This window comes from Dermatophilaceae bacterium Sec6.4, assembly GCA_039636865.1.
Classification (GTDB): Bacteria; Actinomycetota; Actinomycetes; order Actinomycetales; family Dermatophilaceae; genus Allobranchiibius.
In genome coordinates this window covers 3,000,298-3,013,489 of record CP144172.1, presented here as the reverse complement: position 1 = coordinate 3,013,489, position 13,192 = coordinate 3,000,298, and the positions used below count along the sequence as shown (strand labels likewise).

13 protein-coding genes are annotated in these 13,192 nt (G+C 64.9%); 10 read left to right on the top strand and 3 right to left on the bottom strand.

Annotated elements, in window-relative coordinates:
• Window positions 1–4: 4 nt before the first annotated feature.
• Window positions 5–973 carry a tyrosine recombinase XerC gene (locus V3G39_14395; protein ID XAS75828.1) on the top strand — a complete coding sequence of 323 codons (969 nt, stop codon included), beginning with the start codon at window positions 5–7 and terminating at the stop codon, window positions 971–973.
• A gap of 6 nt (window positions 974–979) precedes the next feature.
• On the opposite strand, the gene V3G39_14390 is transcribed toward V3G39_14395, so the two are convergent.
• Entirely contained in the window at window positions 980–1,465 is a 486-nt protein-coding gene (locus tag V3G39_14390; GenBank protein XAS75827.1) for a M23 family metallopeptidase, read from the bottom strand.
• Window positions 1,466–1,633: 168 nt separating this feature from the next.
• On the opposite strand from V3G39_14390, the gene V3G39_14385 reads away from it, so the two are divergent.
• Window positions 1,634–1,942, top strand: a complete 309-nt coding sequence (locus V3G39_14385; GenBank protein ID XAS75826.1) for a DUF4333 domain-containing protein — start codon at window positions 1,634–1,636, stop codon at window positions 1,940–1,942.
• Window positions 1,943–1,983: 41 nt separating this feature from the next.
• Here V3G39_14385 and V3G39_14380 read toward each other — a convergent pair whose 3' ends face one another.
• On the bottom strand, window positions 1,984–3,138 hold the full coding sequence (locus V3G39_14380; protein ID XAS75825.1) for a pyridoxal phosphate-dependent aminotransferase: 1,155 nt from the start codon (window positions 3,136–3,138) through the stop codon (window positions 1,984–1,986).
• A 273-nt stretch (window positions 3,139–3,411) separates the two neighbouring features.
• Between V3G39_14380 and rpsB the strand changes: the two genes are divergently transcribed.
• From rpsB to rlmN, 6 genes are all read left to right on the top strand, one after another.
• A complete protein-coding gene (gene rpsB, locus V3G39_14375) occupies window positions 3,412–4,320 on the top strand; it encodes a 30S ribosomal protein S2 (protein ID XAS75824.1) in 909 nt (302 codons plus the stop codon).
• 57 nt (window positions 4,321–4,377) lie between these two features.
• Window positions 4,378–5,205: a translation elongation factor Ts gene (gene tsf, locus V3G39_14370; protein ID XAS75823.1), complete on the top strand. Its 828-nt coding sequence runs from the start codon at window positions 4,378–4,380 to the stop codon at window positions 5,203–5,205.
• A 140-nt stretch (window positions 5,206–5,345) separates the two neighbouring features.
• Window positions 5,346–6,077, top strand: a complete 732-nt coding sequence (pyrH, locus tag V3G39_14365) for a UMP kinase (GenBank protein ID XAS75822.1) — start codon at window positions 5,346–5,348, stop codon at window positions 6,075–6,077.
• 58 nt (window positions 6,078–6,135) lie between these two features.
• Entirely contained in the window at window positions 6,136–6,702 is a 567-nt protein-coding gene (frr, locus tag V3G39_14360; GenBank protein XAS75821.1) for a ribosome recycling factor, read from the top strand.
• A gap of 21 nt (window positions 6,703–6,723) precedes the next feature.
• On the top strand, window positions 6,724–7,605 hold the full coding sequence (locus V3G39_14355) for a phosphatidate cytidylyltransferase (protein XAS75820.1): 882 nt from the start codon (window positions 6,724–6,726) through the stop codon (window positions 7,603–7,605).
• A gap of 69 nt (window positions 7,606–7,674) precedes the next feature.
• Entirely contained in the window at window positions 7,675–8,841 is a 1,167-nt protein-coding gene (gene rlmN, locus V3G39_14350; protein XAS75819.1) for a 23S rRNA (adenine(2503)-C(2))-methyltransferase RlmN, read from the top strand.
• A 27-nt stretch (window positions 8,842–8,868) separates the two neighbouring features.
• Here the strand turns inward: rlmN and V3G39_14345 are convergent, their stop codons facing one another.
• Window positions 8,869–9,966, bottom strand: a complete 1,098-nt coding sequence (locus tag V3G39_14345; GenBank protein XAS75818.1) for a Rossmann fold nucleotide-binding protein — start codon at window positions 9,964–9,966, stop codon at window positions 8,869–8,871.
• A gap of 298 nt (window positions 9,967–10,264) precedes the next feature.
• Between V3G39_14345 and V3G39_14340 the strand changes: the two genes are divergently transcribed.
• Both V3G39_14340 and V3G39_14335 read left to right on the top strand, forming a co-directional pair.
• Complete coding sequence (locus V3G39_14340; GenBank protein XAS75817.1) at window positions 10,265–11,239, top strand: GDSL-type esterase/lipase family protein; 975 nt, start codon at window positions 10,265–10,267, stop codon at window positions 11,237–11,239.
• A gap of 46 nt (window positions 11,240–11,285) precedes the next feature.
• Window positions 11,286–13,187: an acetate--CoA ligase gene (locus tag V3G39_14335; GenBank protein XAS75816.1), complete on the top strand. Its 1,902-nt coding sequence runs from the start codon at window positions 11,286–11,288 to the stop codon at window positions 13,185–13,187.
• Window positions 13,188–13,192: the final 5 nt, after the last annotated feature.

Here is a 13,192-nt window from a genome sequence, read left to right as displayed (position 1 = left end):
GTGGATGCAGGTACCGGATGATGCTGACGCAGCAGGCGGTCGCCTGCCGCAGTCACGGGTCTGCGGTCCTGTGGGGCTGGTGCAGCAGTTGCCGGCCTTCGAGCGGCATCTGCGGTTCGAGAAGGGCCGATCAGCGCACACGGTGCGCGCCTACCTTTCGGATCTGAATGCGCTTGCGGACTTCCTGGCCGTGGGCGGTACTGACGCTGTGCAGGATGTAGAGCTTGCTGACCTGCGGTCCTGGCTAGCGGCGCAGGACCGGTCCGGCGCAGCCCGTAGCAGCATCGCGCGACGAGCCGCCTCGGCCCGTGGTTTCTTCGGGTGGGCCCACCGGACGGGACGGGTGCCCACTGATCCAGCGCTGCGGCTGGCGTCCCCGGGCCGCCGGCAGCACCTGCCCGCTGTCTTGCGTCACGATGAGGCGGAGAACCTGATGAATCTCGCCGCAACCACGGCAGAGGACAGCGACCCCGTTCATGTTCGCGACCACGCAATGCTGGAGTTGCTCTACGCGAGCGGAATCCGGGTGGGCGAGCTCGTGGGTCTCGATGTCGACGACGTCGATCTGACTCAGTTGCTGGTGACAGTGATCGGTAAGGGAGACAAGGAGCGCACTGTCCCGTTCGGCGTCCCCGCCGCCCACGCCCTGCAACGGTGGCTGTCGATCCGACCCGATCTGGTCACTTCCTCCTCCGGGCCGGCGATGTTCCTGGGTCGCCGCGGTGGTCGCGTGGATCCGCGTACGGTACGAACCAGCCTGACCGCGTTGTTGCAACATGCGCCGGGCACCACAACGATCGGTCCGCACGGGTTGCGGCACAGCGCGGCCACGCACCTGCTCGACGGTGGCGCCGACCTTCGAATGGTCCAGGAACTACTGGGGCATGCCAGTCTGGCGACAACGCAGGTTTACACCCACGTATCGGTGGAACGGCTCCGCGCGTCATTCGTCCAGGCGCATCCGCGGGCATGACGTTCTTCAGTCGGTCAGCGGCAGCAGAACAGGTGCCCGGAGCACAAGCAGGGTCAGCGGGTCGCGGTAGCTGTCTGGCGCGATGATCAGTCCCCAGTGCAGGCAGATCCTCGGAGCGCAGTGACTCTGCGCCGTCGCCAGGATGCCGATCTGTTCACCGCGGTGCACCGCGGTACCGACCGGCAGGGCATCCACGACAGGTTCGTAAGTGGTCTTCCACCCATTGGGGTGCTGAACACTCACTATGCCTCGACCGGCGAGTACCCCTCGATAACTGATCACCCCGTCGCCGGCGGCCAGGACCGCCTGAGCCGCGCGGCCGAGGAGGTCGGCCCCCCGGTGACCTGCAGCCCAGGGTTGCGGTGGCGCCTCGTATCCGCGGACCACGGTCGGTAGCGGTTGCAAAGGCCATCGGTAGTCGGATGTCGGAGCAGCCACGGGGGAGGCAGCCGACAGACCGAAGACAACCAGCAGCAGGGTGGACAAGAGCATTGCCCCAGCCTGGGCTGTCTTTACCGGGCATGCACGCACAGCTCGCAGGTTGTGGACGGCGCCGGGGGATGTGGAAAAGACAGTCCGCTGTGTATGGATAGGGTGCCAATGGCGCAGGCGGGTCCTCAAACCGGGCTCGGAGCAGGTGCCCACGAGCGAGGTTGAGACATGACAACGAAACGTTGGCCGCTGATGATCGCGACAAGCGCCCTGCTTGCCGTCGGTATATCGGGATGCGGTGGCACTTCCGACATCAGCGGGACTGATCTGGCTGCCAAGGTCTCCACCGCATTGACCAAGCAGGTCGGCCACAAACCCGACAAGATCACGTGCCCGAAATTGAAATCCAAAGTGGGGGCAACTGCCGATTGCACACTGACCGATGGCGGGGTTCGTCTCAAGACGGTCGTGACGGTGACCAGTGTCAAGGGCACTGATGTGCAGTTCGGCATCCAGGTCGCGAAGAAACCGGAGTAGCCGAAATGGGGATGTGCGTGGCAGATATGGCAGGCGCGTGGTCAATCGGTCAGGAGCGCGAGCCTGCGGACCCCTTCGGCCAGTACGTCGTCCTTCTTGCAGAACGCCAGCCGCACCAGGGACGGTGAGATGTCCGGATGGTCGTGGAATGCCGACACCGGGACGGCCGCTACGCCGATTCGCTCAGGCATCGCGCGGCAGAGGGCGAGCGCGTCGGTATCGAACCGAGCCATGTCGGCAATGACGAAGTAGCCCCCGGCAGGCACACTGACCGGCACATCCATGGCCTCCAGGCCCTTGACGAGCAGGTCCCGCCGGTGGCGCATGGAGGCCGTGAGGTCTGCGAAGTAGCTGTCCGGAAGCTCCAGGCCGACCGCGATCGCTGGTTGGAAGGGGCCGCTGGCGACGAAGGTCAGGAACTGCTTCACCGTGCGGACCGCGCTGATCAGCTCAGCCGGTCCGTGAATCCAGCCGACCTTCCACCCGGTCGTGGCGAAGGTCTTGCCGCCCGAGCTGATCGTGAGGGTGCGCTGTGCCATGCCCGGCAGCGTGGCCATTGGAATGTGCGTGCCGTCGTACACCACGTGTTCGTAGACCTCATCGGTGAGCACGACCGCGTCGAACTCGCGGGCCAATCCGGCGATCAACTCCAGTTCATAGCGGGAGAAGACCTTGCCCGTGGGGTTGTGCGGTGTGTTCAGCAGCACCAATCGGGTGCGTGAGCTGAACGCTGACCGCAGCCCGACAGGATCGATCCCGAAGTGCGGAAATGTGAGAGGCGCAGTACGACGGACGGCGCCGGCCAGGGCGATCGAGGCCGCGTAGGAGTCGTAGTAGGGCTCGAACGTCACTACTTCATCGCCGGGTTCGCACAACGCGAGGATGGCCGCAGCGATCGCCTCGGTTGCCCCTACGGTGACGAGTACTTCATCGGCAGGGTCGACGGCCAATCCGTAGAAGCGGTCCTGGTGAGCGGCGATGGCCTGCCGCAGCACGGGCATGCCGCTACCCGGTGGGTACTGGTTCAGTCCACTGGCAATGGCGTTGACTGCAGCTGCCAGCACGGCCGGCGGACCGTCGGTGTCGGGGAAACCCTGTCCGAGATTGACTGCTGCTGCCGCCGCTGCGCGTTGCGTCATCTCCGCGAAGACCGATTCGCCGAAGCCGTGCATACGTTCCACGAGATGGTCGCCCATGGCCGCCAGCGTATGCGGTGCGATTGGCGGCGCATGGTGCGGAGTCATACACTTTGTGCACGGTCTTGGCAATGCCACCTCGCGTGGTGTGGCGAAGGCCGAATTCGCGTGTCCATGTCCGGTAGTGCATCCTCGCTCGCGATGGCTGCCCGCCGGGGCTCACCTTTCAGTCCGACTGCTCTCGTGGTCGGTCCGGGTGGTCTGGACACCAGGTCCGTCAGCGCACCCGTGCCGGCGGAGAAAAACTGGAAACCTTGACGAAAGGACTTCGGCATGGCCGTTGTCACAATGCGCCAGCTGCTCGACAGCGGCGTCCACTTCGGGCACCAGACCCGTCGCTGGAACCCCAAGATGAAGCGCTTCATCATGACCGAGCGCAATGGCATCTACATCATCGATCTGCAGCAGTCGCTGACCTACCTCAACGAGGCCTACGAGTTCGTCTCGCAGACTGTCGGGCACGGTGGCACGATCCTGTTCGTCGGTACCAAGAAGCAGGCGCAGGAGTCAGTCGCCGAGCAGGCGACTCGCGTCGGCATGCCGTACGTGAACCACCGCTGGCTCGGTGGGATGTTGACCAACTTCGGCACCGTCAGCAAGCGCCTCGCGCGCTTGAAGGAGCTCGAAGAGGTCGACTACGACGACGTCGCAGGCTCTGGCCGCACCAAGAAGGAACTTCTCGTGATGAAGCGCGAGATGATCAAGTTGGAGCGCACCCTCGGTGGTATCCGGGACATGACGAAGGTTCCGTCGGCCGTGTGGATCGTCGACACCAAGAAAGAGCACCTGGCGGTGACCGAGGCGCGCAAGTTGAACATCCCGGTCATTGCGATCCTCGACACGAACTGCGACCCGGACGAGGTTGACTACAAGATCCCCGGCAACGACGACGCCATTCGGTCGGTCGCATTGTTGACCCGAGTGGTCGCGGACGCTGTTGCAGCCGGTCTCATCTCCCGTTCGCAGGGCCGTTCCGGCACCGGCGAGCAGGCGGAGCCGATGGCGGAGTGGGAAGCCGAACTGCTCGGAACGCAGGCTGCTGAAGCACCGGCCGCTGCCGCTGAGGCACCTGCTGCTGAGGCTCCTGCCGTCGAAGCACCTGCTGCTGTCGACGCGCCGGCCGCTGCCGCTGAGGCACCTGCGGTCGAGGTTGTTACGACCGACGACACCGCGGGCGCCTGAGCTCTGTCGTCGTCGTCCTAAGTTTTACGTCATTTCGCGAAGGAACGAGGCACATCTATGGCCAATTACACCGCTGCTGACATCAAGGCGCTGCGCGAATCCACCGGTGCCGGCATGTTGGACGTCAAGAAAGCGCTCGAGGAGGCCGATGGCGATCGTGCCAAGGCCACCGAGATCCTGCGGATCAAGGGACAGAAGGGTGTTGCCAAGCGCGATAGCCGCACGACGGAGAACGGTTTGATCATCGCTTCTGCTGGAGACGGCATGGGCACCATGGTCGAACTGCTCTGCGAGACCGACTTCGTGGCCAAGGGTGCGAAGTTCGGTCAGCTGGCAGCGCAGGTGCTGCAGGTGGCCGTCTCATCGGCCGCCGCTGATGCCGACAGCTTGCTCGCGGCATCAGGCGATGACGGCAAGTCCATCAAGGACCTGCTCGACGACGCGAACGCGACCATCGGCGAAAAGATCGAGATCAAGCGGGTCGCCAGGGTCGAAGCTCCGGTCGTCGCGTCCTACCTGCACAAGACGAGCCCGGACCTGCCGGCGCAGATCGGTGTGCTCGTGGGCACGAGCGGGCAGGACCAGACCGCGCGGGATATCGCGATGCACGTTGCCGCGTTCAGTCCTAACTTCCTGACCCGCGCGGAGGTCGACGAGGAGACTGTCGCCAATGAGCGTCGTGTCGCCGAAGCAACGGCCCGTGAAGAAGGCAAGCCCGAGCAGGCCCTCGAGCGCATCATCGAAGGCCGCGTCAACGGTTTCTTCAAAGAGAACGTGCTGCATGAACAGGCGTTCGCCAAGGAGCCGAAGAAGACGGTCGGCAAGGTCGCGCAGGAGGCCGGAGTCGAGATTGTCGGCTTCGCGCGCTTCAAGGTCGGGGTCTAGCACCCGATGCGTCAGACGCCACCGGCGGTACAGGATTTCCTGTACCGCCGGTGGCGTCTCGTTTTCCGGTACGCGGGAACGCAAAGATCTGTGGAAGTATCTACCGACCCCAGCATTGCCAACCCTCCGGGAGCAGCCACGTGAGCACGCAGACCTCGACCGACCGCCCCGGCCGGGTGTTGTTGAAGCTATCCGGTGAGGTATTCGGCGGGGGAGCAGTCGGGTTGGATCCCGACGTGGTGAAAGACATCGCCGAGCAGATCGCGCGGGCCGCACGATCCGGTGTGCAGATCGCCGTGGTGATCGGCGGCGGCAACTTCTTCCGGGGTGCTCAGCTGCAGCAGAAGGGCATGGACCGGGTGCGGGCCGACTACATGGGCATGCTCGGGATCGTGATGAACTGCCTGGCACTGCAGGACTTCCTGGAGAAGGAAGATATCGATACCCGCGTGCAGACAGCGATCACCATGGGCCAGGTCGCGGAGCCCTATATCCCCCAGCGAGCGATCCGACACATGGAGAAGGGCCGGGTAGTGATCTTCGGCGCCGGGATGGGGATGCCCTTCTTCTCCACCGACACGGTTGCCGTGCAGCGTGCGCTGGAGAGTCGGTGCGACGTGGTTCTGGTGGCCAAGAGCGGCGTGGACGGCGTCTACACCGCGGACCCCAAGAAGGACCCGACGGCCACCCGGCTCACGCAGCTGACCTATCAGGAAGCCGTCGAACGGGACCTCCGCGTGATGGATCAGACGGCCTTCGCGCTGTGCGCGGAGAACAAGCTGCCGATGGTCATCTTCGGGATGGAGGGTGCGGGAAATATCACTCGCGCGCTGCAGGGTGAGAAGATCGGCACATTGGTTTCGCCTGCCTGATCGGGCATCTGCATCGTCAATGACACCCATTCCGCACGGTATGAAGGAGTTTTCCACCATGGACGGCAACATCGACGAAAGTCTCTTCGAGGCTGAGGAGAAGATGGACAAGGCTGTCGAGGTCGCCAAGGAGGACTTCTCGGGCATTCGCACGGGTCGGGCGAACGCGGGCATGTTCAACAAGTTGTTGGTGGACTACTACGGTGCACCGACCCCGTTGCAGCAGCTGGCCTCCTTCCAGACTCCGGAAGCTCGCACGGTGCTGATCCAGCCTTTCGACAAGAGTTCGATGTCGGCGATCGAGAAGGCGCTGCGCGAATCCGACCTCGGCGTCAACCCGGGCAATGACGGGAATCTGATCCGTATCCAGCTACCCCAGCTGACCGAGGAACGCCGCCGTGACTACATCAAACTGGCCCGACAGAAGGGCGAGGACGCCAAGATCGCCATCCGCAACATCCGGCGCCGCGCGAAGGAAGAGATCGACAAGCACGTCAAAGACGGTGACGTCGGCGAGGACGAGGGAGCACGCGCCGAGAAGGAGCTTGAGGCCACCACCAAGAAGTACGTCGACACGGTGGACGAGATGATGAAAAGTAAGGAGACGGAGCTGCTCACTGTCTGAGCCCGCTCCTTTGCCGTACTGATGTCGGATCAACCCCAAAGTCGCAAAGCCGCCCGTACGACCCGTATCGACGAGTCCGCGCCCCGCGAAAACCCGACCCCCCGCGCCGGACGCAATCTGTACGCCGCGATCGGGGTGGGTGCCCTGTTGGGGGCTCTGGTCATCGCGTCGTTGTTCGTGCGCGTCGAATTCTTCGTGGCCCTGGCGACTCTCGCGGGAGTGGTCGGAGTGTGGGAGCTGCTCCGCGCGATGCAACACGGCAACGTGCATCCGCCGGCTGCGCCTACGTTGGCTGCGGCAGCCGTGGTGCCGGTCATCGCCTACCAGTGGGGCCCGGTCGCATTGGCCAGTTCAGTGGTGCTGGCCATGGTGTCGGTAGTCGTCTGGCGCTCGTTCGGGCCGCATCAGGGAGCCGCCGGGGATGCTGCTGGTGGCGCTTTCGTCATTCTCTACGTGCCGGCTCTGGTCTCCTTTGCGATGCTACTGGTTGCTCAGCACGACGGGGCCTGGCGGATCGTCACCTTCGTCCTGGTGACCGTCGCCAGCGATATCGGCGGTTACGCGGTCGGGGTCGTATTCGGTAAGCACCCGATGGCGCCCAGCGTGTCGCCGAAGAAGTCCTGGGAGGGGTTTGCCGGTTCGGCGGTGTCATGTGTCGTCGTGGGTTCTCTCGCCGTATCGCTGCTGCTGGACGGTCGCTGGTGGATCGGGGCGATCATCGGTGCGCTGACCGTGGTCACGGCCACGGTGGGTGACCTCTGCGAATCGATGATCAAGCGCGACCTGGGTGTCAAGGACATGAGCAACCTGATCCCCGGTCACGGGGGCCTGATGGACCGGCTCGATTCGCTCTTGGTGACGGCTCCCGTCGTGTGGGCGATCCTGACTCCGTTCGTCGCCTGAGTCAGAGGTTCGCGGCGTCCGTTCGCTGACGCTTTCGCGCAGCCGCCGCCCACCTGGGACGATGGCCAGATGCCGACTGTCGATCTACCGACTCCCGCCCCGCGACCAGAGCCGGGGAAGCTGACTTTCGCCGCGCCTCGACGCGCGAAGCCGCCGACCCACCTGGCTGATCTGGACCTCGCCGGTCGCAAGGCTGCTGCAGAAGCCCTGGGTCACAAGGGGTTTCGGGCGACCCAGCTCTCGACGCACTACTTCGAACATTTCGTCGATGATCCGGACCTCATGACGGACCTGCCGAAGGCCGGTCGTGCGGAGTTGGTGCGGCAACTGCTGCCGCCGCTCTTGACCCCGGTGCGTACCTTGGAGGCTGACGACGGGCAGACCCTGAAGAGTGTGTGGCGGCTATTTGACGGTGCGATGGTCGAGTCGGTCCTGATGCGCTATCCGAGTCGGGTGACGATGTGCATCTCCAGCCAGGCCGGCTGCGGAATGAACTGTCCGTTCTGTGCGACCGGGCAGGAGGGATTGACGCGCAACCTTTCGACTGCCGAAATTGTGGAACAGGTCGTGGCGGGCGCTCGGATGCTGCGCGAGGGTCAGTTGCCCGGCGGCGCAGACGAGGATCGTGAGTCACCACTGCGGGTCTCGAATGTGGTGTTCATGGGAATGGGGGAGGCGCTGGCCAACTACCGTCGCGCGATCGACGCGATCAGGCGGCTGGTGTCACCGGCACCCGAGGGCCTCGGCATGAGCGCGCGCGGCATCACAATGTCGACGGTCGGCCTGGTTCCGGCCATCGACAAGTTGGCGGCGGAGGGCATCCCGGTCACTCTTGCGTTGTCCCTGCATGCGCCGGACGACGAGCTGCGCAACGAACTGGTGCCCATCAACAGCCGGTGGTCGGTCGACGAGGCCCTCGATGCCGCCTACCGGTACTACGAGGTCACCGGGCGACGTGTTTCGATCGAGTACGCCCTGATCCGCGATATCAACGACCATGCCTGGCGCGCGGATCTATTGGGCCAGAAGCTCAACGCCCGCGGTTCCGGGTGGGTGCATGTCAACCCGATCCCGTTGAATCCGACACCGGGGTCGAAGTGGACCGCGTCACGGCGGGGAGTCGAGCAGCAGTTCGTCGAGCGGCTGCGCGCGCGCGGGATTCCGACCACCGTGCGCGATACCCGCGGTTCGGACATCGACGGCGCCTGCGGGCAACTCGCGGCCTCGACCGCGTAGCGTCCTGGTGGGATGATGCTGAAGTGATCACCTGACGCTGACCAGGTTCGCGGCCTGCTCAGTCGTCTCGACGAGATGGATGACCGCTGCCATCGGCCGATCCCTGCTGAGAGTGGTGAGCAGGTCCCATACCGGCACATTCTCAGTCCACTGCCGGTGGCCGACCAGGATCAGTGGAGCCAGCGGGGTGTCCGGCGACGCGTAGTACATCCGGGTGGCCGTCTGGAAGATCTCCTGCACGGTGCCGGCCGCGCCTGGCAGCACGATGATGCCGGCGTTGCAGTGGGTCAGCAGGAGGTCCTCGCGGAGCGCATTGCTGAAGAATTTCGCCGCTCCGCCGCAGAAGACATGCGGCGGCTCGTGCCCGTAGAACCAGGTGGGCACCCCGATCGACCGGGCGAGGCCGGCCGTGTCGGTGCAGCGTTCGCGCACCATCAAGGCTGACTGTGCCCACGCGGTGACGTCATCCCGGTAGGACGGCGTGACAGCGAGTTCGACGAGCGCCGTGGTGAGAGCTTCCTCATCGGTGGCGCTCGCACCGAGCCCGGCAGCCTCCATCGCACCGGGCCCACCGCCGGTCAGCACGACGACTCCCGTCCGGGCCAGGCGCTGGGCCAGCCGTGCTGCGTCGGCGTATCCGTTGCTGGACCGCAGCTCGTCATGGCCGCCCATCACCCCGACGACGCGCGCGCCGTTCAGTTGCTCATCCAGGGCATCGGCGATCGCGTCGTCGTGAATCGCCCGGACCATGGTTGTGTAGGCATCGTGGGTCAGATCCGGATCCAGGAGCCAGTCGTAGGCCTGCTTGTCCGGCGTTGCGGCATACCCGCCTGTTGTGATGCCGGCGTAGAGCTCCCGCGGGTCGTAGAGCATCGAGCGGTAGGGATCGACGGGCAGGGCCGGGTCCGTTGGGAAAACCAGTGCCCCCGCAGAGCGCAGGTGGCGCAGCAGCTTTGCAGGTACAACGCCACCGAGGACCACCGTGCCGTTCAGATCCGGGATCTGCAGTAGATCTGGCATCACGTCGCGTAGGTCAACATCCTGCAGTCGCAGCCCCCGTAGCGGTTTTCCGGCCGCCAGGTAGTGACGCAGGGCCTCCGGCGTAGTGATTTCGTTGCTGGCCACGACGTCATCCTGCCCCGAAGGTCACGGTTGGGTCACAACGGGTCGCTGCAGACAACCATGAGCCGCAGAGCTGCGTCTGACCTGATGCCGGTGTAAGCGCGGGCAAGCAAGTGTTCGGCAGATAGCCGCGACCGCAGGGGGGTCGCGGCTATCTGCCCGAGCACGCACCGCACTGGTGTCGGCGAACGGTTCCAGTGCGAAATTTGAATCCCTATGAGAATCCGTTGACCAGGGTGTGCGGCGGTGCTAATTTGCACAGTGGATCAGGGGAAAGTTCCACGGAAGCAGGCAACAGCTCATGCGCATTTCCACCATCCGACGTTCGCGTCGCAACGTTCTCGCCCTCGCGACTGCAACGGCGCTCAGCGTGGGTATCGCGGTACCGTCGCTGGCCGCGACCACGACGCCCAGCCACACCACCGGGCATTCTGGGCGTTCGTGGGCTTCCTTCCAACTGCCGGTCGTGCCCGGGTCGGACTATCTGGCCCTCGGTGACTCGGTGGCATTCGGCTACCGCGAGCCCACGACGTTTCCGCCGCCGAACTACCCGAACCCGAAGAGCTTTGTCGGTTACCCGGAGGAGATCGGTTCCGCTCTCGGCCTGCGGGTTACGAACGCTTCGTGCCCTGGCGAGACGTCCGGTAGCTTCGTCAGCACGGCCAACCCGAGCTACGCCTGTGAGACGGCTGCGGGCTACCGCACCAACTTCCCGCTGCATGCGACGTACCGCAACTCCAAAGAGAGCCAGCTGACTTTCGCGGTGAACTTTCTGAAGAAACACCGCAATACCCGGCTGGTCACCCTGGGTATCGGGGCCAACGACGGGTTCCTCTGCCAGGCGAAGAATGGCGGCACATGCTCCGGTCCGGCGTTGACCGCGACCCTCGGTGGGATCGGCAAGAATGTCAGCACCATTTTGTTCGCGCTGCGTTATCAGGCGCATTACTTCGGCCAGATCGTGATTGTCGACTACTACTCGACGGACTACCGGTCAGCGGCCGCCAATGCAAGCAGTCAGGGCCTGAATCAGGTGATGGCGGCGGCTGCCAAGCCATTCGTCGTCAAGGTCGCCGACGAATTCGGCGCATTCCAGAACGCGGCGCTGCACTCCGGTGGCGACAGCTGCGCTGCTGGCCTGCTGACCCAGTTGTTCCCGCACCAGGCCGGGACAGCTGCGGGAGCCCAGAACGGCTGCGGTGTGCATCCCAGTGTCGCCGGCCAGGATGTGCTTGCGCACACCATCGAGGCAACGGTCAAGAAGACCTACTTCTGAGGCCGACGCCGGGCAATCGCGCGGACCCGGGTGCACAATGACCGGCATGAACAACGGCGAGTACGACACCGCGTACCAGCGCAGCATGAACGACCCGCAGGGCTTCTGGGCCGAGGCTGCGCAGGCCATCAGTTGGATCAACCGACCGGCCACGATCCTGGATGATACGAACCCGCCGTTCTACCGGTGGTTCCCGGACGGCCGGATGAACACCTGTTACAACGCGCTTGACCGACACGTGATCGCCGGGCGAGCCGACCAGCCTGCGGTGATCTGGGACAGCCCGGTGACCGGGGAGTCCCGCACCTACACCTACGCGCAACTGCTGGATCTGGTCGGCCGAGCGGCCGGGATGCTTACCGCGCTGGGCGTGGGCAAGGGCGACCGGGTGGTGATCTACCTGCCAATGATTCCGGAGGCGATCATCAGCATGCTGGCCTGCGCCAGGATCGGTGCAGTGCACTCCGTCGTGTTCGGTGGTTTCGCGGCAGCCGAGCTGGCCGCCCGTATCGATGACGCACGACCCAAGGTGCTGATCACTGCCTCTTGTGGTGTGGAGCGGACCCGGGTCGTGGAGTACAAGCCACTGGTCGATGCAGCGGTAGAACGGGCTACCTACCCGCCGGAGAACGTCGTCGTCCTGCAACGCCCGCAGGCGCAGGCCTCGATGGGCGAGCGCGACATCGATTGGCGCACGGCAATGCGACCGGACGGTATCGGGGCCGCTGGATGCGTCCCGTTGTCAGGTGGCGATCCGCTCTACATCCTCTACACCTCGGGCACCACCGGTTCACCCAAGGGCATCGTGCGTGACAACGGCGGGCACGCGGTGGCCCTGCAGTGGTCGATGACCCACATCTTCGGAATGCAGCCCGGCGACGTCTGGTTCACCGCGTCCGACGTCGGATGGGTGGTCGGGCACTCCTACATCGTCTACGCGCCGCTCATCGCGGGGTGCACGACGGTGCTGTTCGAGGGCAAGCCGGTGGGTACGCCGGACGCTTCGACCTTCTGGCGGATCATCGAGCAGTACCGCGTCGCGGGGCTGTTCACCGCGCCGACCGGGATCCGCGCCATCAAGAAGGAGGATCCGGACGGCGAGTTGATGGCGGAGTACGACCTGTCCAGCCTGCGCACCCTTTTCCTGGCCGGCGAGCGCACCGATCCGGACACCTGGAGGTGGGCTACGGACCGCCTGGGGGTGCCGGTCATCGACAACTGGTGGCAGACCGAGACGGGGTGGCCGATCTGCGCCAATCCGGTGGGGATACAGCTGTTCGACATCAAACCGGGTTCGGCGACCTTCCCCAGTCCTGGATACGACGTGAGCGTCCTGGACGCTGAGGGCGCCGAGTGCGCGCCCGGGCAGGAGGGGGCACTGTGTATCAAGCTGCCGATGCCACCGGGCACTCTGCCGACGCTCTGGAATGACGATGATCGTTATGTCTCGTCCTACCTGTCGGCCTTCGAGGGCTACTACAGCAGCGGCGACGGCGGGTACCGCGACGACGACGGTTACGTCTGGGTGATGGGCCGGACCGACGACGTCCTGAATGTGGCCGGTCATCGATTGTCGACCGGTGGTCTGGAGGCGGTCGTGGCTTCGCATCCCGCCGTCGCCGAATGCGCCGTCATCGGGGTCGCCGACGAGCTGAAAGGGCAGGTGCCGCGTGCGCTCGTGGTGCTCAAAGGTTCTGAGATGCCCTCCGACGCGGATGCTCAACGAGTGTGCAGCGAGTTGGCTGCGATGGTGCGCGATCAAATCGGCGGCATCGCGTCACTGCAGCGGGTCGACATCGTGGCGGCCCTACCCAAGACCAGATCGGGCAAGATCCTGCGGCGCACCATGCGTCAGGTCGCCGACGGCGAACAGCCCCGTGTCCCCGGCACCATCGAGGACATCGGTGTGCTGGAGGCACTGGGCGAGGTCCTGAGGGCCCGCCCTTAGTCGGC